Source organism: Pseudomonas sp. CC120222-01a, from assembly GCF_003097235.1.
Lineage (GTDB): Bacteria > Pseudomonadota > Gammaproteobacteria > Pseudomonadales > Pseudomonadaceae > Aquipseudomonas.
In genome coordinates, this window is sequence record NZ_QEQQ01000034.1 from 12,957 (window position 1) to 33,519 (window position 20,563).

At 63.3% G+C, this 20,563-nt stretch carries 19 protein-coding genes; 3 read left to right on the forward strand and 16 right to left on the reverse strand.

The window, feature by feature from the left end:
- Positions 1 to 8 precede the first annotated feature (8 nt).
- Positions 9 to 347, reverse strand: coding sequence for a phage holin family protein (locus tag N430_RS27295; RefSeq protein WP_054885346.1), 339 nt, complete (start codon positions 345 to 347; stop codon positions 9 to 11).
- Between the two features lie 482 nt (positions 348 to 829).
- Positions 830 to 1,576, reverse strand: a complete 747-nt coding sequence (locus N430_RS27300) for a S24 family peptidase (RefSeq protein ID WP_110639795.1) — start codon at positions 1,574 to 1,576, stop codon at positions 830 to 832.
- Between the two features lie 140 nt (positions 1,577 to 1,716).
- Here N430_RS27300 and mutS point away from each other — a divergent pair, with 140 nt between their 5' ends.
- Positions 1,717 to 4,290, forward strand: coding sequence for a DNA mismatch repair protein MutS (mutS, locus tag N430_RS27305; RefSeq protein ID WP_110639794.1), 2,574 nt, complete (start codon positions 1,717 to 1,719; stop codon positions 4,288 to 4,290).
- Positions 4,291 to 4,430: 140 nt separating this feature from the next.
- Positions 4,431 to 4,754, forward strand: a complete 324-nt coding sequence (gene fdxA, locus N430_RS27310) for a ferredoxin FdxA (protein WP_051097441.1) — start codon at positions 4,431 to 4,433, stop codon at positions 4,752 to 4,754.
- A 627-nt stretch (positions 4,755 to 5,381) separates the two neighbouring features.
- Here fdxA and rpoS read toward each other — a convergent pair.
- The 8 genes from rpoS to N430_RS27350 form a co-directional block, all read right to left on the reverse strand.
- Positions 5,382 to 6,389 (reverse strand): RNA polymerase sigma factor RpoS, encoded by a 1,008-nt coding sequence (gene rpoS / locus N430_RS27315; protein ID WP_016392283.1) that lies wholly within the window; start codon positions 6,387 to 6,389, stop codon positions 5,382 to 5,384.
- A gap of 109 nt (positions 6,390 to 6,498) precedes the next feature.
- Positions 6,499 to 7,356, reverse strand: coding sequence for a peptidoglycan DD-metalloendopeptidase family protein (locus tag N430_RS27320; protein WP_110639793.1), 858 nt, complete (start codon positions 7,354 to 7,356; stop codon positions 6,499 to 6,501).
- A gap of 160 nt (positions 7,357 to 7,516) precedes the next feature.
- Positions 7,517 to 8,155 (reverse strand): protein-L-isoaspartate(D-aspartate) O-methyltransferase, encoded by a 639-nt coding sequence (locus N430_RS27325; protein ID WP_165837392.1) that lies wholly within the window; start codon positions 8,153 to 8,155, stop codon positions 7,517 to 7,519.
- Positions 8,156 to 8,196: 41 nt separating this feature from the next.
- Positions 8,197 to 8,946 (reverse strand): 5'/3'-nucleotidase SurE, encoded by a 750-nt coding sequence (gene surE / locus N430_RS27330; RefSeq protein ID WP_110639791.1) that lies wholly within the window; start codon positions 8,944 to 8,946, stop codon positions 8,197 to 8,199.
- A complete protein-coding gene (gene truD / locus N430_RS27335) occupies positions 8,934 to 9,992 on the reverse strand; it encodes a tRNA pseudouridine(13) synthase TruD (RefSeq protein WP_110639790.1) in 1,059 nt (352 codons plus the stop codon). The genes surE and truD overlap by 13 nt, the downstream gene beginning before the upstream one ends.
- Complete coding sequence (ispF, locus tag N430_RS27340; protein WP_027920015.1) at positions 9,989 to 10,462, reverse strand: 2-C-methyl-D-erythritol 2,4-cyclodiphosphate synthase; 474 nt, start codon at positions 10,460 to 10,462, stop codon at positions 9,989 to 9,991. The genes truD and ispF overlap by 4 nt, the downstream gene beginning before the upstream one ends.
- 76 nt (positions 10,463 to 10,538) lie before the next feature.
- Positions 10,539 to 11,393, reverse strand: a complete 855-nt coding sequence (gene fghA / locus N430_RS27345; RefSeq protein ID WP_110639789.1) for an S-formylglutathione hydrolase — start codon at positions 11,391 to 11,393, stop codon at positions 10,539 to 10,541.
- Between the two features lie 8 nt (positions 11,394 to 11,401).
- Positions 11,402 to 12,514 (reverse strand): S-(hydroxymethyl)glutathione dehydrogenase/class III alcohol dehydrogenase, encoded by a 1,113-nt coding sequence (locus N430_RS27350; RefSeq protein ID WP_103445319.1) that lies wholly within the window; start codon positions 12,512 to 12,514, stop codon positions 11,402 to 11,404.
- 108 nt (positions 12,515 to 12,622) lie between these two features.
- Between N430_RS27350 and N430_RS27355 the strand changes: the two genes are divergently transcribed.
- The gene (locus N430_RS27355) at positions 12,623 to 13,519 is read left to right on the forward strand and encodes a LysR substrate-binding domain-containing protein (protein WP_110639788.1); all 897 of its coding nucleotides are present in this window, start codon (positions 12,623 to 12,625) and stop codon (positions 13,517 to 13,519) included.
- Between the two features lie 120 nt (positions 13,520 to 13,639).
- On the opposite strand, the gene ispD is transcribed toward N430_RS27355, so the two are convergent.
- The 6 genes from ispD to accA all read right to left on the reverse strand — a co-directional run bounded on the left by ispD (position 13,640) and on the right by accA (position 20,540).
- Positions 13,640 to 14,347 carry a 2-C-methyl-D-erythritol 4-phosphate cytidylyltransferase gene (ispD, locus tag N430_RS27360; protein WP_110639787.1) on the reverse strand — a complete coding sequence of 236 codons (708 nt, stop codon included), beginning with the start codon at positions 14,345 to 14,347 and terminating at the stop codon, positions 13,640 to 13,642.
- Positions 14,344 to 14,625 carry a cell division protein FtsB gene (ftsB, locus tag N430_RS27365; RefSeq protein WP_023534037.1) on the reverse strand — a complete coding sequence of 94 codons (282 nt, stop codon included), beginning with the start codon at positions 14,623 to 14,625 and terminating at the stop codon, positions 14,344 to 14,346. The genes ispD and ftsB overlap by 4 nt, the downstream gene beginning before the upstream one ends.
- A 156-nt stretch (positions 14,626 to 14,781) precedes the next feature.
- Positions 14,782 to 16,071, reverse strand: coding sequence for a phosphopyruvate hydratase (eno, locus tag N430_RS27370; protein WP_054885360.1), 1,290 nt, complete (start codon positions 16,069 to 16,071; stop codon positions 14,782 to 14,784).
- A gap of 200 nt (positions 16,072 to 16,271) precedes the next feature.
- Positions 16,272 to 17,900, reverse strand: a complete 1,629-nt coding sequence (locus tag N430_RS27375) for a CTP synthase (RefSeq protein ID WP_079229451.1) — start codon at positions 17,898 to 17,900, stop codon at positions 16,272 to 16,274.
- A gap of 268 nt (positions 17,901 to 18,168) precedes the next feature.
- Positions 18,169 to 19,452: a tRNA lysidine(34) synthetase TilS gene (tilS, locus tag N430_RS27380; RefSeq protein WP_110639809.1), complete on the reverse strand. Its 1,284-nt coding sequence runs from the start codon at positions 19,450 to 19,452 to the stop codon at positions 18,169 to 18,171.
- 140 nt (positions 19,453 to 19,592) lie between these two features.
- Positions 19,593 to 20,540: an acetyl-CoA carboxylase carboxyl transferase subunit alpha gene (gene accA / locus N430_RS27385; RefSeq protein ID WP_103445323.1), complete on the reverse strand. Its 948-nt coding sequence runs from the start codon at positions 20,538 to 20,540 to the stop codon at positions 19,593 to 19,595.
- Positions 20,541 to 20,563 lie beyond the last annotated feature (23 nt).

Below are 20,563 nucleotides of genomic sequence, written 5' to 3' on the forward strand. Positions count from 1 at the left end.
TATTCTCCTTATCGCTCGTCGGCCTGGGTGCTGTCGCGCAAGCCCAGGCGCCGGATCGCCCAGCGTTCGTACAGGCGCATGGCGACATCGGCGCCGCCAACTGCGGTCATGCAGCCCAATGCACTGGCCGCCCAGATCGACAGGCCGCCGGCATACAGCAACATCACCGTCGACACGCCGCAGACCATGCAGGCCCCGGAGCGCAGCGCCAGCCGTCGCAGCAGCGACCAGCCCGTGGCCCCGGCCTTGTCAGCCCGCCACATCTCGCCGCTCAGGCCGCCCAGCAATGCCAGGACGATTACCAGCCAGAGCGGCATCTCCAGCAACGCTTGTTGCTCGTTCGTCACTGTCCTGTCTCCTGTGTAATGCCTGCTGGCGGGGGGGGCCAACAGGCGGGTTGTGGGTACTCTGCATATTTCAAAAGCCTCGGCATTCCAAAAAGCCCGGCTCGCCAGGCTCTTCAGTAATGCGTTGTCGAACCGCCGGCCACGACTGGTGACGCCGCGCAGTTCCGCTACAAATTGGTGACTCCGACCGCGGCCGCCTGCCCGCCGGATAACTGTTCGTGGTGCTTTACGCTGCACACCCGGGCCAGTTGCCAACCCTCTGGACAGTTGAGGCCTGTCCATCGCTGCCTGTGTAACAACCGGTTTCCGTCCGGCTTGAGACACAGGCTATGCACTCATGCATATGCAGTCAATGCATTTCTTCAAATTTCTATGCGTTGATTTTTGCTGATATGCATGCAGGCCATGCACGGCCTGATGTGTAGGGATTTTCTGCAGGCGAAAAAAAACCCGCCGAAGCGGGTTTCTTGGAGGCGGGCTCGTCAGCGAGCGTACATACCCCACCAGAACACATGCCCAAGCAGGCTGATCTGCTCGTCCTGCATCTGCTGGAAGCTGTAGTCCTCATCGGGGTGCTCGTCGCGGTTGAAGCTGCGCAGGCGGATACCGGTAGGCAGGCGATAGACCTGCTTCACCCGCAGCTGGCCGTTATGGTTGATGGCGTAGAGGTCGCCATCGATGATGTCGCCGATCGAGCATTTGCCGGTGTTCACGCCAACCGTCGCACCGTCGCGCAACACCGGCAGCATGCTGTTGCCGCGCACGGTCACACACTTGGCCTGGTCGAACTGCACGCCATTGTGGCGCAAGCTGCGCTTGCCGAAACGCAGCCGCGCACGCTCGCTCTCTTCGATGACGAATCTTCCTGATCCTGCTGCCAATTCGACCTCGCGAAGGAAAGGTACCGACACCTCGTCATCCTCGACGGGGGTTTCATCGTCCCACAGGCTGATGTCGCTGAGGTCCGCATGGCCGTGGGCCGGCAACGCGGTTTCGCGCGACTCGCCGAGCTCGGCACGGCCGCGCAACTGCTCGGTGCTCACACCGAAGTAGTCGGCGATCTTCGACACGTGCTTGTCGGAAGGGTCGACGATCTTGCCGCCGAGAATCCGCGACAAGGTGGATTGAGGGACACCCGTGCGCCGGTACAGCTCCGTCGGGGACAGGCCGTGGCGGTCGAGCAACTCTCTGAGTACGAAGGCTACGTTGCGTTTTTGCATAGCGTGCATAATGCAGGCATGCGCCGGCAAATGCAATGCACCTGGCTGCGCGCGCATGCCCCATGGCCCGCGCCTGCATCTGGTTGAAAAAGCCTGTACCATTGCCGGTTTCACAATCGCCAACCAGATCACCCGCTGTAAGGCCCTGAATGTCTGATCTTTCCGCACACACACCAATGATGCAGCAGTACTGGAAGCTGAAAAACCAGCACCCGGACCAGCTGATGTTCTACCGCATGGGCGACTTCTACGAAATCTTCTACGAAGATGCGAAGAAAGCCGCGAAACTGCTGGACATCACCCTGACCGCGCGCGGTCAGTCGGCCGGCCAGTCGATCCCCATGTGCGGGATTCCGTTCCATTCGCTGGAGGGCTACCTGGCCAAGCTGGTCAAGCTTGGCGAGTCGGTGGTGATCTGCGAGCAGATCGGCGACCCGGCTACCAGCAAAGGCCCGGTAGAACGCCAGGTGGTGCGCATCATCACCCCCGGCACGGTCAGTGACGAGGCCCTGCTCGACGAGCGCCGCGACAACCTGATCGCCGCCCTGCTCGGTGACGAACGCCTGTTCGGCCTGGCGGTGCTGGACATCACCAGCGGCAACTTCAGCGTGCAGGAGATCAAAGGCTGGGAAAACCTGCTGGCCGAGCTCGAGCGCCTGAACCCGGTAGAGCTGCTGATCCCCGACGACTGGCCGCGCGACCTGCCCGCCGAGAAACGCCCGGGTGCCCGTCGCCGCGCGCCGTGGGACTTCGACCGCGATTCGGCGCGCAAGGCCCTGTGCCAGCAGTTCGCGACCAAGGACCTCAAAGGCTTTGGCTGTGACAAGCTGACCCTGGCCATCGGCGCCGCCGGCTGCCTGCTGACCTACGCCAAGGAAACCCAGCGCACCGCCCTGCCCCACCTGCGCAGCCTGCGCCACGAGCGCCTGGACGACACGGTGATCCTCGACGGCGCCAGCCGCCGTAACCTGGAACTGGACGTCAACCTGGCCGGTGGCCGCGACAACACCCTGCAGTCGGTGATCGATCGCTGCCAGACCGCCATGGCCAGCCGCCTGTTGACCCGCTGGCTGAACCGCCCGCTGCGCGACCTCAAGGTGCTGCAGGCACGCCAGGACTCGATCCGCTGCCTGCTCGACGGCTACCGCTTCGAAAAGCTGCAGCCGCAGCTCAAGGAAATCGGCGATATCGAGCGGATTCTCGCCCGTATCGGCCTGCGCAATGCCCGCCCGCGTGACCTGGCGCGCCTGCGCGACGCCCTCGGCGCCCTGCCCGAGCTGCAGAACGCCATGAGCGAGCTGGAAGCGCCGCACCTGGCACGCCTGGCCGCCATTACCGGTACCTACCCGGAACTGGCCAGCCTGCTGGAACGCGCAATCATCGACAACCCGCCAGCGGTCATCCGCGACGGCGGCGTGCTCAAGGCCGGCTACGACAGCGAGTTGGACGAACTGCTGGCGATCAGCGAGAACGCCGGCCAGTTCCTCATCGACCTGGAAACCCGCGAGAAGGCCCGCACGGGCCTGGCCAACCTCAAAGTCGGCTACAACCGTGTGCACGGCTACTTCATCGAGCTGCCGACCAAGCAGGCCGAGCAGGCACCGGGCGACTACATCCGCCGCCAGACCCTCAAGGGCGCCGAACGCTTCATCACGCCCGAGCTCAAGGCTTTCGAGGACAAGGCGCTGTCGGCCAAGAGCCGCGCCCTGGCGCGCGAAAAGATGCTCTATGACGCGCTGCTGGAAACCCTCATCAGCCACCTGGCTCCCCTGCAGGACAGCGCCGCCGCGCTGGCCGAGATCGACGTGCTGAGCAACCTTGCCGAGCGTGCGCTGAACCTCGACCTGAACTGCCCGCGCTTCACCGACGAGCCGTGCCTGCGCATCGAGCAGGGCCGTCACCCGGTGGTCGAGCAGGTGCTGACCACCCCGTTCGTAGCCAACGACCTGGGCCTGGACAACAGCACGCGCATGCTGATCATCACCGGCCCGAACATGGGCGGTAAATCCACCTACATGCGCCAGACCGCCCTGATCGTGCTGATGGCGCACATCGGCAGCTTCGTCCCGGCCGCCAGCTGCGAGCTGTCGCTGGTCGACCGCATCTTCACCCGCATCGGCTCCAGCGACGACCTGGCCGGCGGGCGTTCGACCTTCATGGTCGAGATGAGCGAAACCGCCAACATCCTGCACAACGCGACCGACCGCAGCCTGGTGCTGATGGACGAAGTCGGCCGCGGCACCAGCACCTTCGACGGCCTGTCGCTGGCATGGGCCGCCGCCGAGCGCCTGGCCGAGCTGCGTGCCTACACCCTGTTCGCCACCCACTACTTCGAGCTGACCGTGCTGCCGGAGAGTGAACCGCTGGTGGCCAACGTGCACCTGAACGCCACCGAGCACAACGAACGAATCGTCTTCCTGCACCACGTGCTGCCTGGCCCTGCCAGCCAGAGCTATGGCCTGGCCGTGGCGCAGCTGGCGGGCGTGCCGGCGCCAGTGATCCTGCGCGCACGCGAGCACCTGGGCCGGCTGGAAACCACCAGCCTGCCCCATGAGGCACCGGTGACCAAGAAGGCCAAGGACGAGCCGCAAGTCCCACACCAGAGCGACCTGTTCGCCAGCCTGCCACACCCGGCCATCGAGAAGCTGGGCAAGCTGGACCTGGATGACATGACCCCGCGTCAAGCTATCGAAATGCTATATCAACTAAAGAACCTGTTATAACGGCGTCCACTACAAGCTGTTAGAATCCGCCGCGGTTTGCTGGTGCTGCAGGTTATTAGCCTGGCCTGCAGCCACATGCCTGTAAACCGCGCGGCCCTGAGAGGAAGGGCCGCCGCCGTCGCCTGAGGAGAGAACTAGAAATGACCTTCGTCGTCACCGACAACTGCATCAAATGCAAATACACCGACTGCGTGGAAGTCTGTCCGGTGGACTGCTTCTACGAAGGCCCGAACTTCCTGGTGATTCACCCGGACGAGTGCATCGACTGTGCACTGTGCGAGCCTGAGTGCCCGGCCCAGGCGATCTTCTCGGAAGACGAGATCCCTGCTGGCATGGAAAACTTCATCGAGCTCAACGCCGAGCTGGCGGAAATCTGGCCGAACATCACTGAGCGCAAGGACGCCCTGCCTGACGCTGAAGAGTGGGACGGCAAGACCGGCAAGATCGCCGATCTGGAGCGCTAAGCGCCCAAACACGAAAAAGGCCCGCAACGGGCCTTTTTTCATTTCCTGCGGGCAAAAAAAAGGGGCGGTTTGACCCGCCCACATTTTTTCCGTAGTCCCTGCTTGTCCCAAACATCATCCTGATGAAATCGCTTCTTGCGATGTCCCTGGCTTTCTCCCTGAAAGCCTGTGCATGTCCGTGTGCACAGTTCGAATACTAGCGAGTTCCCTGAGGCAGGCAACTGCGAGATCTCTCAGGATATTACTGGGGACACATTTCCACACAGCCAAAAAACGCATTGATTTCAATCAGTTAAGAAAAATCGGGATCTGAAAACGACTTTGATTTACTGGTAGATACACAGATGGCTTACAGAAAGAGTAAGCAAAGGCTTACACGCCATGCATCAGGGGTAGCGCCGTACACATTGCCTGGCTCTGGATTCATACCAGCCTGCTCTGGCCTCTTCGCGGCGGTTCGACGCCTCGACAAGCCCGCTCCCACAGGCTCCCCACAGCTCTTGAATACTGTGCAGTACCTGTGGGAGCGGGCTTGCCCGCGAAGAGGCCGGTACGGAATTACCAAGATTGCAGAAACAAAAACGCCCCGAGGTCATCGGGGCGCTTCAGATACCAGTGAAACCTGGCTTACTGGAACAGCGACTCGCTGGATAGCCCATTCTTCTCGAGGATCTCGCGCAGGCGCTTGAGCCCCTCCACCTGGATCTGCCGCACGCGTTCGCGGGTCAGGCCGATCTCCAGGCCAACATCTTCCAGGGTGCTGCTCTCATGCCCACGCAGGCCGAAGCGGCGAACCACAACCTCACGCTGCTTGTCGGTCAGCTCACCCAGCCACTGATCAATGCTCTGCGACAGGTCATCGTCCTGCAGCAGTTCGCACGGATCGGTCGGGCGGTCATCGGTCAGGGTGTCGAGCAGGGTCTTGTCCGAGTCCGGGCCGAGCGACACGTCAACGGAAGACACACGTTCGTTCAGGCCCAGCATGCGCTTGACCTCGGCGACCGGTTTCTCCAGCAGGGTGGCGATTTCTTCTGGCGACGGCTCGTGGTCGAGCTTCTGGGTCAGTTCCCGCGCAGCGCGCAGGTAGACGTTGAGCTCCTTGACCACGTGGATCGGCAAGCGAATGGTGCGGGTCTGGTTCATGATCGCCCGCTCGATGGTCTGGCGGATCCACCAGGTCGCGTAGGTCGAGAAGCGGAAACCGCGCTCCGGGTCGAACTTCTCCACCGCGCGGATCAACCCCAGGTTGCCCTCCTCGATCAGGTCGAGCAGAGACAGGCCACGGTTGACGTAACGACGGGCAATTTTCACAACCAGGCGCAGGTTGCTTTCGATCATGCGCTTGCGGCCGGCAGGGTCACCCTTTTGCGACAGGCGCGCAAAGTGAACTTCCTCTTCCGGCGAAAGCAGAGGCGAGAATCCGATCTCGTTGAGATACAGCTGGGTGGCATCGAGCGCCCGGCTGTAATCGATGTACTTGTGTTGCTTGAGCGAAGAGCCCGACTTCGCTCTGGTCCGAACCGACGGTACAGCAGGTTCGTCTGACACCACATCCGTTTCCAAAACGATGCCCGTCTCCATGAGGAGGACGTCATCGTCGATGTCAAACTCCGGCGCTTCTTTACTGAGAGCCATTGTTATAGTCCTTTGCTGAGTTCGAACTCAGACTCTTGCGGCGCCTGTCTCCCTGGCAACGCAGGAGCCCGTCCCCTCTACATCCAAGGAACAGGCCGGGGTACAACGATCAACGACGTGGCAGGAACTGGAGCGGATCGACGGGTTTGCCCTGGCGGCGAATCTCGAAATGCAGCTTCACCCGATCTGTGCCCGTAGACCCCATTTCAGCAATCGACTGCCCTGCCTTGACCTGCTGCCCCTCCCGAACCAACAGCCTGCGGTTGTGACCGTAGGCACTGACGTAGGTGTCGCTGTGCTTGATGATGATCAGTTCGCCGTAGCCCCGCAAGCCACTCCCGGCGTAGACCACCGCACCATCAGACGCAGCAAAAACAGGCTGTCCCAAATCACCGGCGATATCAATGCCTTTATTCAAACTACCGTTTGAAGCAAATTTACCAATCAGCACGCCATTGGCCGGCCACGTCCAGTTCCCCACCGCACGCTCTGCGGCGGGCACCGTGGTAACCACCGGAGCAGGCGTGGCGGGCGTTGTTGGCGTCGTTTTTCCGCCGTTTTCAGCGGGGCTGATAGGTGTTCCGGCAGGGCGACGAATGACCGTTGTCCGGCTCGACGAGGACGGGCTGGAGACCACGGTACTGCTGCTGGTGGAGCCACTGCTGAAACGGATCGCCTGGCCCGGGCGGATGGTGTACGGGGCGGCAATGCCGTTGCGCGCTGCCAGCTCCTTGTAGTCCCAACCATAGCGGAACGCGATGGAGAACAGCGTATCGCCAGGCTTGACGACATACTGCCCCGAAGTCACTGCCGGTCGCTTGGGCGCAGCAGTGTTTCGATCGACCACGCGCGCACTGCTGGAGCTCGTGCTGGAGCAACCTGTCAGCAAGGTGCCCATGGCCAGTGCAATCAGCAGAAGCTTGAAAGCCGACCGATCCTTGCGCTGCCGAATGACTGTGTGCCCCACCCGCGCTCCCCTCATGGTGCCGAAAATCGATAAGACGATAAGAAATGCAATATTGTTGCAATTATAACCAAGCCAAGCGGCAATGGCAGGGCCCAGGCCCCGCCAGATAGACAGGGCCGCGCCGCAAGAATTCGTTGCTGCTGCAAATATTCCTGGCGGCTCAGGCCAGTGGCCCGTTGAGCAGTGGCACGAAACGCACCGCGCCCAGTACGCGACGGGAGAAGCCGTGCTCTTCGCGCACGATCAGCATCAGCTGCTGCACCTCACCGGCCGGGCCTACCGGAATCACCATGCGCCCCCCCGGCGCCAGCTGGTCGAGCAGTGCTTGCGGCACTTCCGGTGCCACTGCGGTGACGATGATGCCATTGTAGGGTGCCAGCGCTTGCCAGCCATCACAGCCGTCACCCCAGCGGAACACCACGTTGCGCAGGTTGAGCTCGACCAGGCGCTCCTTGGCCCGATCCTGCAGCACCTTGATCCGCTCCACCGAAAACACTCGCTCGACCAGCTGGGCCAGGATCGCGGTCTGGTAGCCTGAACCGGTGCCGATCTCCAGTACCTTGTCCAACGGCCCCGCCTCCAGCAGCAGCTCGCTCATGTGCGCCACCATGAACGGCTGGGAGATGGTCTGGTTGTGCCCGATCGGCAGCGCCGTATCTTCGTAGGCCCGGTGTGCCAGCGCCTCGTCGACGAACAGGTGGCGCGGGGTACGGCGAATCACGTCGAGCACCTTGCTGTTCGACACACCTTCCTCGCAGAGGCGCTGGATCAGCCGCTCGCGCGTTCGCTGCGAGGTCATGCCGATACCGCCACGGCGCTGCAGATCGTCCTGTTCACGCATCAGAGCAGGCCCTCCAGCCAGCCGTCGAGCTGTTCGAAGGCATCGTTGAACGTACGGTCCAGCTGCAACGGGGTAATCGATACGTAGCCTTGCATGACGGCATGGAAATCGGTCCCCGGCCCGCCATCCTCGGCATCCCCGGCCACGGCGATCCAGTAGCCTTCCTTGCCGCGCGGGTTGACCACCTTGGTCGGCGCCGCCGCCCGCGCCCGATGACCGAGGCGGGTGAGCTGGATGCCTCGGATGTGCTCCAGCGGCAGATTGGGGATATTGACGTTGAGCACGGTGCGCGGCGGCAGTTGCAGGCGCGGCAGTGCCTCGACCAGGCGCCGGGCGATGTGGGCGGCTGTCGGCAGGTTGTCGGGCTGGCGCGACAACAGCGAGAACGCCAGCGAGGTGCCGCCCAGGAAGCGGCCCTCCAGTGCGGCGGCCACCGTGCCGGAATAGATCACGTCATCGCCCAGGTTGGCCCCCAGGTTGATGCCCGAGACCACCAGGTCGACCGGCTCCGGCAACAGCCCATTGAGCCCCAGGTGCACGCAGTCGGTCGGCGTGCCGTTGAGGCTGATGAAGCCGTTGGCCAGGGTCTGCGGGTGCAGCGGCCGGTCCAGCGTCAGCGAACTGCCGGCGCCGCTCTTGTCTTGATCCGGGGCGATCACCACGCACTCGGCATAATCCGCCAGCGCACCGTGAAGCGCGGCGAGGCCAGGTGCCGTAACACCGTCGTCATTCGAAATCAGAATACGCATGGGCTGTCCGTCTGCCCTGCCGGCACCAGATCGACGAGTTCGCGCACCACCACGGTGGCGAAGCATCCGGCCGGAAGGACGAATTCCAGTTGCAGGATATCAGGCTCGGGATAATGCCACGTCAAGCCGCCAATAGGGAGCCGCAGGATGCGCCGTTCGTGACTCATGCCCGCATATGCGAGCCATTGGCACAGTGCCAGATGCTGCTCGCCGATCGCGGTCTCCAACGCGGAAGTCGCGCCAGCTGCGGGCGAAGGGCCTTCTCCCCACATCGGGCCGGTGGGATGCAGGTCCAGAATTCCCAGGCGAGGATCAGAACATTCCTGCTCGCCCGCTGGAAAGAAACTACGGCTGTCGGTGAACGCCAACAGATCCCCGACCTGGGCGCGCTGCCAGCTGCCATCGGCGACACGCGCCGCCAGCACCTGGTTGAACACATAGCTGCGCGCCGCCGAAAGCAGGCGCGAACGCACGTTGCGCTGCTCCGGCAGGGCCCTGCGCGATGCCCAGTCCTGGGCATCGTGGACGTTGCCACCGCCGTGGCCGAAACGCTGGCTGCCGAAGTAGTTCGGCACGCCCTGCTGCTTGAGCTGCGCCAGGCGTGCATCGAGGGCCTGGCGATCAGCGGCCAGGGCGGTCAGGCGCAGGGTGAAGCCGTTCGCCGAATGAGCGCCGCGCTGCAGCTTGCGCTGGTGGCGCACCTGCTTCAGCACGCGCAGGGTGTCGTCTTCGGCACGCGACAGGTCCGGGTCGGCCTTGCCCGGCAGGTGCAGGCTGAACCACTGGCGGGTCAGGGCCTGGCGGTCCTTGAGGCCGGCATAGCTGATGGCGCGTACCGGCACGCCAGCGGCACGGGCCAGGCGGCGGGCGGCTTCTTCGGTGTTGAGGTCGCGCTTCTCGACCCACAGCCACAGGTGCTCGCCCTGGCCGGACAGCGGAATGTCCAGCACCTCGTCGACCTGGAAGTCTTCGGCCACGGCCTTGAGCACGGCGCTGCCCAACGATTCACCCGTCGCGCGCGGGCCCAGCAGGTCCAGTTCGGTCATGCTGGCAGCAGCAGGGCAACCGCATGCACGGCAATGCCCTCCTCGCGGCCGGTGAAACCGAGCTTCTCGGTGGTGGTGGCCTTGACGTTGACCTGGTCGAGTTCGACCTGCAGGTCCTCGGCAATCAGTTGGCGCATGGTTTCGATATGCGGGGCCATTTTCGGGGCCTGGGCAACGATGGTGGCGTCGACGTTGCCGACCTGCCAGCCCTTGGCCTTGACGATAGCGACCACATGACGCAGCAGCACGCGGCTGTCGGCGCCCTTGAACTGCGGGTCGGTGTCGGGGAAGTGCTTGCCGATGTCGCCCAGTGCCGCAGCGCCAAGCAAGGCATCGCTCAGGGCGTGCAGCAGCACGTCACCGTCGGAATGGGCCAGGAGGCCGTATTTGTGGGGGATACGCACCCCACCCAGGGTAATGAAATCACCGTCGCAGAAACGGTGCACATCGTAGCCGTGGCCAATACGCATAGAAAAACGCCCTGATTGAGTCAGGGCGTGATTCTACCTGCTTTGCAGGTGGTTGGGCGGCTTTTGGACCGGGCTGTTACACCCGTCCGAGTGCCATCGCGTGATGGCGCAGGTGCTCATCGATGAAGCTGGCGATGAAGTAGTAGCTGTGGTCATAGCCAGGCTGCAGGCGCAGGGTCAGCGCATGCCCGCCTTTGCGTGCAGCCTGCTCCAGCGCTTCAGGCTTGAGCTGCTTCTCGAGGAAGTCATCACGGTCGCCCTGGTCCACCAGCAACGGCGGGCACTCGCCTGCCGGCGTTTCCGCCAGCAGCACACTGGCATCCCACTCGCGCCAGCGCGCACGGTCTTCACCCAGGTAGCGGCTGAAGGCCTTCTCGCCCCATGGGCAATCCATCGGGTTGCTGATCGGCGAGAACGCCGACACCGAGCGATAGCGCCCCGGGTTGCGCAAGGCGCACACCAGCGCGCCATGGCCGCCCATGGAGTGGCCGCTGATGCTGCGCTGGTCGGAGGCCGGAAAGTGCGCCTCGATCAGTGCCGGCAACTCCTGCACCACATAATCGTGCATGCGGTAATGCTGCGCCCAGGGCTGCTGGGTGGCGTTGAGGTAGAACCCGGCGCCAAGGCCGAAGTCCCAGGCGCCGTCAGGGTCGCCCGGCACCTGCTCGCCACGCGGGCTGGTGTCGGGGGCGACGATGATCAGCCCGAGCTCGGCGGCCAGGCGTTGGGCGCCGGCCTTCTGCATGAAGTTCTCGTCGGTGCAGGTGAGGCCGCTGAGCCAGTACAGCACCGGCAGCTTCTCGCCCTGCTCGGCCTGCGGTGGCAGGTAGACAGCGAACACCATGTCGCAGCCCAGCACCTTGGAGTGATGCCGGTAACGCTTGTGCCAGCCGCCGAAGCTCTTCTGGCAGGAGATGTTATCCAGGCTCATGGCTGACCTCAGAAGTGGATCACGCTACGGATGCTCTTGCCTTCGTGCATCAGGTCGAAGGCCTTGTTGATGTCTTCCAGGCCCATGGTGTGGGTGATGAAGGTATCCAGCGGGATCTCGCCCTTCTCGGCCATATCCACGTAGCTTGGCAGCTCGCTGCGGCCACGTACGCCGCCGAATGCCGAACCACGCCAGACGCGGCCGGTCACCAGCTGGAACGGACGGGTGGCGATTTCCTGGCCGGCACCGGCAACACCGATGATCACCGACTCGCCCCAGCCCTTGTGGCAGCATTCCAAGGCCGCGCGCATCAGTTGCACGTTGCCGATGCACTCGAACGAGAAGTCCACGCCACCGTCGGTGAGGTCGACGATCACTTCCTGGATCGGGCGGTCGTAGTCTTTCGGGTTGATGCAGTCGGTGGCACCCAGCTGGCGGGCGATCTCGAACTTGGCCGGGTTGATGTCGATGGCGATGATGCGCGAGGCCTTGGCCTTGACCGCACCGATCACGGCCGACAGGCCGATGCCGCCGAGGCCGAAGATGGCCACGGTGTCACCTGGCTTGACCTTGGCGGTGTTGAGTACTGCGCCAATGCCGGTGGTGACGCCGCAGCCGAGCAGGCAGACCTTCTCCAGCGGTGCTTCCTTCTGGATCTTGGCCACGGAAATTTCTGGCAGCACGGTGTACTCGGAGAAGGTCGAGGTGCCCATGTAGTGGAACAGCTGCTGGCCCTTGTACGAGAAGCGGGTGGTGCCGTCCGGCATCAGGCCCTTGCCCTGGGTGGCGCGGATGGCCTGGCACAGGTTGGTCTTGCCCGACAGGCAGAACTTGCACTTGCCGCACTCAGGGGTATACAGCGGGATCACGTGATCGCCCACCGCCACCGAGGTCACGCCCTCGCCGATCGCTTCGACGATCGCACCGCCTTCATGGCCGAGGATCGACGGGAAGATGCCTTCCGGGTCGGCACCGGACAGGGTGTAGGCGTCGGTGTGGCAGACACCGCTGGCGACCACGCGCAGCAGCACTTCGCCGGCCTTGGGCATGGCCACGTCGACTTCGACGATTTCCAGGGGTTTCTTGGCCTCGAAGGCAACGGCAGCACGGGACTTGATCATCACAGGGTCTCCAGACAGTGGATCGGTTCAGTCCCGCAGTGTAATCCAGGCGCTTTTGATGAATAATCCAGGCAAAGCCAAAACATTATTGCCACACAGGGATAATCCATGACCAGCCGCTGGGAAGGCATCGACGAATTCGTCGCCGTGGCCGAGTCTGGCCAGTTCACGGCGGCAGCCGAACGCCTGGGCGTGTCGTCGTCGCACATCAGCCGGCAGATCGCCCGCCTCGAAGAACGCCTGCAGACCCGTTTGCTGTACCGCAGTACCCGCCGGGTGGCCTTGAGTGAAGCCGGACAGACCTTTCTGCAGCATTGCCAACGCCTGCAGGACGGCCGCGAAGAAGCCCTGCGCGCCATGGGCGACCTGGCAAGCGAACCCAAGGGGCTGCTGCGCATGACCTGTGCGGTAGCCTATGGCGAGCGCTTCATCGTGCCGCTGGTGACGCGTTTCATGGCGCTGTATCCGCAACTGCGGGTCGAAGTGGAACTGAGCAACCGTACCCTGGACCTGCTGCACGAAGGCATGGACCTGGCAATCCGCCTGGGCCGCCTGGCCGACTCGCGGCTGGTGGCCACCCGCCTTGCGCCGCGGCGCATGTATCTGTGCGCTTCGCCGGCGTACCTGGAGCGCTACGGGCGACCCCACAGTCTGTCGGAACTGGCCAGGCACAATTGCCTGATCGGCAGTTCCGACCTTTGGGCCTTGCAGCTGGATGGCCGCGAGATCAGCCAGCGGGTGCAGGGCAACTGGCGCTGCAACAGTGGCCAGGCGGTGCTGGATGCGGCGCTGCTGGGGATGGGGTTGTGCCAGTTGCCGGACTATTACGTGCTTGAGCATTTGAACAGTGGGGCGTTGGTGTCATTGCTGGAGGGACATCAGCCCCCTAATACAGCGGTATGGGCGCTGTATCCGCAGCAGCGGCACCTGTCGCCGAAGGTCAGGCGGCTGGTGGATTATCTGAAGGAAGGGTTGGCTGTGTTGCCGGAGTATAGGGTGACCTGATCGGATGCTGGGGCCGCTTTGCGACCCTTTCGCGACACAAGGCCGCTCCTACAGGAGATCGCAATTCCCTGTAGGAGCGGCCTTGTGTCGCGAAAAGACCGCGCAGCGGTCCCAGCAGTCTCAGCGCCTGCCCGCCCAGCGCTGGCGCAGCCATTCCAGGTCTTCCGGCCGGGTGACCTTGATGTTGTCGCTGCGCCCTTCCACCAGCCGCGGCGCCTGCCCCGACCATTCGATGGCCGACGCCTCATCGGTCACCACCACATCGGAAACCAGGCTCTCAGCCAGGGCCCGATGCAGCGCCCCCAGGCGGAACATCTGCGGCGTATAGGCCTGCCAGATGGTGCTGCGATCCACCGTCGCGGCCACCCGCCCGTTGGCATCGGCGCGTTTGAGGGTATCGCGCGCCGGCACCGCCAGCAGCCCGCCTACCGGGTCATCGGCCAGTTCCGACAGCAACTTGTCCAGGTCGCGGCGCGCCAGATTTGGCCGCGCCGCATCGTGCACCAGCACCCAGTCGTTGTCCGACGCCCCTTGGGCATGCAACAGCAACAAGGCATTGAGTACCGAGTCGGCACGTTCGTCACCACCCGCTGCCCGCTGAATACGCGGGTCGGTGGCGCAGCGCAGGCCTGGCCAGTAAGGGTCGTCTTCGGCAATGCTGACCACCAGGCCCATGAGCGAGGGGTGGCCAAGAAAACAGTCGAGGCTGTGCTCGAGGATAGTCTGCCCGGCCAGCTCCAGGTATTGCTTGGGGCGGTCGGCAGCCATGCGGGCACCGACGCCCGCAGCAGGAATCACGGCCCAGAAGGCCGGTAGCGTTTCAATCATTTTTGCGGCAGCTGGAAGAGGGTTTCGCCCTCTTTGACCATTCCCAGTTCATGACGAGCCCGTTCTTCGACGGTCTCCATACCTTTCTTCAACTCCAGCACCTCGGCATCGAGCACGCGGTTACGCTCCAGCAGCCGTTCGTTCTCGGCGTGCTGTTCGTCGATCTGCTGCTTGAGCTCGGCCACTTGCGCCAGGCTGCCGTTACCCACCCAAAGGCGGTACTGCAGGCCACCGAGCAGCAGGAGCAGGACAAGGAACAACCAATAGGGACTGCGCATCAAGGTATCCAGGTTAAAGACCGCCGCACACGGGCGTCATATAGCACGAAGCCTGGCCGAGGCCAGGCTTCGTTGACAGAAACCCGCATGAAGTGTCGGAAATTTCAGTATGAAACTTCCGACAGCCTCGGCTGCTGTCTTTTTACCATCTCTTGCTTAGCCGCGAAACTCGGCACGACCACGGTAAACCGCTTTGGCGCCCAGTTGCTCTTCGATGCGCAGCAGCTGGTTGTACTTCGAGACGCGGTCGGAGCGGCACAGCGAGCCAGTCTTGATCTGGCCAGCAGCGGTACCCACGGCCAGGTCGGCGATGGTCGAATCTTCGGTTTCACCCGAACGGTGCGAGATCACTGCGGTGTAGCCGGCAGCCTTGGCCATCTGGATGGCTTCCAGGGTTTCGGTCAGCGAGCCGATCTGGTTGAACTTGATCAGGATCGAGTTACCGATGCCCTTCTCGATGCCTTCCTTGAGGATCTTGGTGTTGGTCACGAACAGGTCGTCACCGACCAGCTGTACCTTGGCACCGATCTTGTCGGTCAGGATCTTCCAGCCAGCCCAGTCGGACTCGTCCAGGCCGTCTTCGATCGAGATGATCGGGAAGCGCTCGGTCAGGCCTTTCAGGTACTCGGCGAAACCTTCGGCGTCGAACGACTTGCCTTCACCGGACAGGTTGTACTTGCCGTCTTCGTAGAATTCGGAAGCCGCGCAGTCCAGGGCCAGGGTCACGTCGGTGCCCAGCTTGTAGCCGGCTTTTTCGACCGCTTCGGCGATGGCAGCCAGTGCGTCTTCGTTGGAAGCCAGGTTAGGGGCGAAACCACCTTCGTCACCTACGGCGGTGTTCAGGCCACGGGCCTTCAGCACGGCTTTGAGGTGGTGGAAGATTTCGGTACCCATGCGCAGGCCGTCGGAGAAGGTCTTGGCGCCAACCGGCTGAACCATGAACTCCTGGATGTCGACGTTGTTGTCGGCGTGTTCGCCACCGTTGATGATGTTCATCATCGGAACCGGCATCGAGTACTGGCCCGGGGTGCCGTTCAGGTTGGCAATGTGCGCGTACAGCGGCAGGTCCTGATCCTGTGCAGCGGCCTTGGCGGCAGCCAGGGACACGGCCAGGATGGCGTTGGCGCCCAGCTTGGCCTTGTTCTCGGTACCGTCCAGTTCGATCATGGCGCGGTCCAGGGCCTTCTGGTCGGAAGGATCCTTGCCCAGCAGCAGGTCACGGATCGGGCCGTTGATGTTGGCGACGGCCTTCAGCACGCCCTTGCCCAGGTAACGGCTCTTGTCGCCATCACGCAGCTCCAGCGCTTCGCGCGAGCCGGTGGAAGCACCGGACGGCGCGCAAGCGCTGCCGATGATGCCGTTGTCGAGCAGTACATCGGCTTCCACGGTGGGGTTGCCACGCGAATCGAGAACTTCACGACCTTTGATGTCGACGATTTTTGCCATTGTTGTAAGCACTCCAGAATTGACGAAAACAACGCAACTTTAGGGAATTCTTGCCTTGCACCAGGCGGGGACGCAGCAGGCAGGCCTGGCAGAAGCGACCCCTGACCGAGCGGTCAGGGGTAGATCGGGGCGTACTTTACCCGAGAAATGAGCCTTGCGCGGCTTTAACCGTCGGAAAACTCATCAAAGACCTGAAAAAATCAGGCCTTGTTCTTCTGGGCCAGAGCCGCCTTGACGAAGCCGCTGAACAGCGGGTGACCGTCACGCGGGGTGGAGGTGAACTCCGGGTGGAACTGGCAGGCAACGAACCATGGGTGGTCCTTGGCCTCGACCACTTCGACCAGCGCGCCGTCTTCGGAACGACCGGAAACCACCAGGCCGCCATCGACCAGTTGTGGCAGCAGGTTGTTGTTGACCTCGTAACGGTGACGGTGACGCTCGGTGATGATGTCCTTGCCGTAGCAGTCGTGCACCTTGGAACCGGCTGCCAGCTGGCAGTCCTGAGCGCCCAGGCGCATGGTGCCGCCCAGGTCGGAGGCTTCGGTACGGGTCTCGACGGCACCGGTGGCATCGGCCCACTCGGTGATCAGGCCGACTACCGGGTGGCCGCTGTTGCGGTCGAACTCGGTGGAGTTGGCGTCTTTCCAGCCCATCACGTTACGAGCGAACTCGATCACGGCCACTTGCATGCCCAGGCAGATGCCCAGGTACGGGACCTTGTTCTCACGGGCGTACTGCACCGCGGTGATCTTGCCTTCCACGCCGCGCAGGCCGAAACCGCCCGGTACCAGAATGGCGTCGGCGCCTTCGAGCAGGCTGGTGCCCTGGTTCTCGATGTCTTCGGAATCGATGTAGCGCAGGTTGACCTTGGTGCGGTTGGTGATGCCGGCGTGGCTCATCGCTTCGATCAGCGACTTGTACGCATCCAGCAGCTCCATGTACTTGCCGACCATGGCGATGGTGACTTCCTGCTCAGGGTTGAGCTTGGCATCGACCACCTTGTCCCACTCGGACAGGTCGGCGCTGTTGCACTGCAGGCCGAAGCGCTCGACGACGAAGTCGTCCAGGCCCTGGGCGTGCAATACACCTGGGATCTTGTAGATGGTGTCAACGTCTTCCAGCGAAATCACCGCACGTTCTTCAACGTTGGTGAACAGCGCGATCTTGCGGCGCGACGAGGCGTCGACCGGGTGGTCGGAACGGCAGATCAGCACGTCAGGCTGCAGGCCGATGGAGCGCAGCTCCTTGACCGAGTGCTGGGTCGGCTTGGTCTTGGTTTCGCCAGCGGTGGCGATGTACGGGACCAGGGTCAGGTGCATCAGCATGGCGCGCTTGGAGCCCACTTCGACGCGCAGCTGGCGGATCGCCTCGAGGAACGGCTGCGACTCGATGTCACCCACGGTACCGCCGATTTCCACCAGGGCCACGTCGGCATCGCCGGCGCCCTTGATGATGCGACGCTTGATCTCGTCGGTGATGTGCGGGATGACCTGGATGGTCGCGCCCAGGTAGTCACCACGGCGCTCTTTGCGCAGCACGTGCTCGTAGATACGGCCGGTGGTGAAGTTGTTGTTCTGGGTCATGGTCGTGCGGATGAACCGCTCGTAGTGGCCCAGGTCGAGGTCGGTCTCGGCGCCATCGTGGGTGACGAACACTTCACCATGCTGGAACGGGCTCATGGTGCCCGGATCGACGTTGATGTACGGATCCAGCTTGAGCATGGTGACCTTCAGGCCCCGCGCTTCCAGGATGGCCGCCAGGGAAGCCGAGGCAATGCCTTTCCCCAATGAAGAAACAACACCGCCCGTGACGAATATGTAGCGCGTCATGAAAAACCCTAGAAGTCTGCGTTAAGGCGGCCAGCGCCGCCGGAGAAAGCGAAGGAAGGCCGAAGCCCCCGATCACCTGCGTCAATCACAGTGCATCTCGAAAAACTGCCGCGTCTGTACAGACCAGGGTATCCCCGGCATGGAGCTCGCTCGTCATTTCCAGAATCAGCCCAGCAAAAAACTGCTTGGTAATCGGCAACTGCTGTGTTTCCGGGGAAGCCACAGAAGTTGTATCAAGAAGGGAGGGTAGTCTACCGGAATGTACCCTTCAGCTCAAACCTTGCGCGTTCGTCGGCAGCTGCCAGTGAAGCTGGCAATCGGCCTGCCCCAGCGAAGGCAGATTGGCCACTGCCAGCAGGCGCTCGCCGCAATACAGCAACGGCAGGCGCGGGCGCACGAAGTGCGGGACCTGCAGCTCGTTGAGCAGGCGCTTGAGGTCGCGTCGGCCGCGGCCGGGGATGTCCAGCACTTCGCCGCCCTGGCGGTAGGCGATACGCAGCTCGCCCAGTGGCGCGGCGGCATCAAGACGCACACTGCCGTTGCCCAGCAATTCCAGGATCGCCCCGGGGTCGGCCCAGGCATACTCGCCCATGGGTTGCTGCAGCCAGTCACCACTCAACCACCAGATACGGCCATGACTGCGCAGCAACCGACCGTCGGCTAGCCGCCAGACAGGTTGTGCATCTGCAACGGCATCGCGCAGGTCCGCCCAGCCGGCCCAATGACGGGTATCGGGCAAGCGGGTTCGCTGGCTCAGCCAGTACTGCAGGGCATTGCGCTGCCGTGCAGGTGACAAGCGGGTGAGCGTCGCCAGATCGAGCGACTGCAAGGCTGCCCAGGCCGGAGCGGCGCCCTCCCCGGCCTCGGCCAGATCACCCTGCGCCAGTTCGTCGAGCAGGCCCAGCGCCTCGCCCAGATGCTCCGCACAACGGGCGATGTTCTGGCTGGCTTGCGGCCAACGCTGGTGCAAATGCGGGAACACCTCTGCGCGCAGATAGTTGCGGTCGAAGTCGGTATCAACATTCGTCGGGTCTTCGATCCACACCAGCTCATTGGCCTGGGCGTAGTCATGCAACTGCTGGCGCGAGGTGGCCAGCAATGGCCGGACCAGGCTGCCCTGCCCTAGCGGGCGCTGTCCGGGCATCGCCGCCAGGCCGCGCAGGCCGGCACCTCGCAGCATACGGAAGAGCACCGTTTCGGCCTGGTCGTCACGGTGCTGGGCGGCGAACAGGATGTCGCCTGGGCCGAGCACGTGCCTGAAGGCGGCATAACGGGCGTCGCGGGCAGCCTGTTCGAGGCTGGCGCCGGGGGCGACCTGGACGTGGATGACCTGTAGCTCGATACCGAACTGGTCGCAGATCGACTGGCAGTGGGCAGGCCACGCGTCGGCGGCGGACTGCAGGCCATGGTGAATGTGCAGGGCGCGCAGCGGAGGTGATGCATGGTTGCGGGCGTGATTGGCCAGCAGGTGCAGGAGGACGGTGGAATCGAGGCCGCCAGAGAAGGCGATGTACCAGGCGGGGGCGTTGAGCCAGGGGGTGAGGTTGATCATCTGGGCCTCACTTGGCTTGAGGTTGCCGGGGGTGCTTTGCACCCCTTTCGCGACACAAGGCCGCTCCTACAGGAGTTCGCGATTCCCTGTAGGAGCGGCCTTGTGTCGCGAAAGGGCCGCGACGCGGCCCCCAGGGCATATCAGAGGCCGTAGCTCATCAGGCGGTCGTAACGACGGGCCAGCAGCGCGTCATTGTCGAGCTTGCCAAGCATGTCCAGCTGCTGCACCAGGTCGGCACGGATGCTTTCGGACATCTTCGCCGGGTCACGGTGGGCGCCGCCCAGCGGCTCCTGGATGACCTTGTCGACGATGTTCAGGCTCTTCAGGCGCTCAGCGGTGATGCCCATGGCTTCGGCGGCGTCGGCAGCCTTGTCGGCAGTCTTCCACAGGATCGAGGCGCAGCCTTCCGGCGAGATCACCGAGTAGGTGGAGTACTGCAGCATGTTCAGCTGGTCGCACACGCCAATGGCCAGTGCACCGCCGGAACCACCCTCACCGATCACGGTGGCGATGATCGGGGTCTTCAGGCGCGCCATGACGCGCAGGTTCCAGGCGATAGCCTCGCTCTGGTTGCGCTCTTCGGCGTCGATGCCCGGGTAGGCGCCCGGGGTGTCGATGAAGGTCAGGATCGGCATCTTGAAGCGCTCGGCCATTTCCATCAGGCGGCAGGCCTTGCGGTAGCCTTCAGGGCGCGGCATGCCGAAGTTGCGGCGAACCTTCTCGCGCACTTCGCGGCCCTTCTGGTGGCCGATGACCATGACCGGCTTGCCGTCCAGGCGCGCAGTACCACCGACGATGGCAGCGTCGTCGGAGAAGTGGCGATCACCGTGCAGCTCTTCGAACTCGGTAAAGATGTGATCCAGGTAGTCCAGGGTGTATGGACGACGCGGATGACGAGCCAGGCGGGCGATCTGCCAGCTGGTCAGGTTGCCGAAGATGCTTTCGGTCAGGGTGTTGCTCTTGTCTTGCAGACGGGCAATTTCATCGCTGATGTTCAGCGAGTTGTCGTTGCCTACCAGGCGCAGGCCTTCGATCTTGGCTTGCAGGTCGGCAATCGGCTGTTCGAAATCGAGAAAATTCGGGTTCATAGTCATCCGTCTTGGGTCTACGG

Coding starts and splice junctions, on each gene's coding strand:
- N430_RS27300 (WP_110639795.1), bottom strand. CDS start 1,576: ATGCACGCTATGCAAAAACGCAACGTAGCCTTCGTACTCAGAGAGTTG.
- mutS (WP_110639794.1), top strand. CDS start 1,717: ATGTCTGATCTTTCCGCACACACACCAATGATGCAGCAGTACTGGAAG.
- fdxA (WP_051097441.1), top strand. CDS start 4,431: ATGACCTTCGTCGTCACCGACAACTGCATCAAATGCAAATACACCGAC.
- rpoS (WP_016392283.1), bottom strand. CDS start 6,389: ATGGCTCTCAGTAAAGAAGCGCCGGAGTTTGACATCGACGATGACGTC.
- N430_RS27325 (WP_165837392.1), bottom strand. CDS start 8,155: ATGACCTCGCAGCGAACGCGCGAGCGGCTGATCCAGCGCCTCTGCGAG.
- surE (WP_110639791.1), bottom strand. CDS start 8,946: ATGCGTATTCTGATTTCGAATGACGACGGTGTTACGGCACCTGGCCTC.
- truD (WP_110639790.1), bottom strand. CDS start 9,992: ATGACCGAACTGGACCTGCTGGGCCCGCGCGCGACGGGTGAATCGTTG.
- ispF (WP_027920015.1), bottom strand. CDS start 10,462: ATGCGTATTGGCCACGGCTACGATGTGCACCGTTTCTGCGACGGTGAT.
- fghA (WP_110639789.1), bottom strand. CDS start 11,393: ATGAGCCTGGATAACATCTCCTGCCAGAAGAGCTTCGGCGGCTGGCAC.
- N430_RS27350 (WP_103445319.1), bottom strand. CDS start 12,514: ATGATCAAGTCCCGTGCTGCCGTTGCCTTCGAGGCCAAGAAACCCCTG.
- N430_RS27355 (WP_110639788.1), top strand. CDS start 12,623: ATGACCAGCCGCTGGGAAGGCATCGACGAATTCGTCGCCGTGGCCGAG.
- ispD (WP_110639787.1), bottom strand. CDS start 14,347: ATGATTGAAACGCTACCGGCCTTCTGGGCCGTGATTCCTGCTGCGGGC.
- ftsB (WP_023534037.1), bottom strand. CDS start 14,625: ATGCGCAGTCCCTATTGGTTGTTCCTTGTCCTGCTCCTGCTGCTCGGT.
- eno (WP_054885360.1), bottom strand. CDS start 16,071: ATGGCAAAAATCGTCGACATCAAAGGTCGTGAAGTTCTCGATTCGCGT.
- N430_RS27375 (WP_079229451.1), bottom strand. CDS start 17,900: ATGACGCGCTACATATTCGTCACGGGCGGTGTTGTTTCTTCATTGGGG.
- tilS (WP_110639809.1), bottom strand. CDS start 19,452: ATGATCAACCTCACCCCCTGGCTCAACGCCCCCGCCTGGTACATCGCC.
- accA (WP_103445323.1), bottom strand. CDS start 20,540: ATGAACCCGAATTTTCTCGATTTCGAACAGCCGATTGCCGACCTGCAA.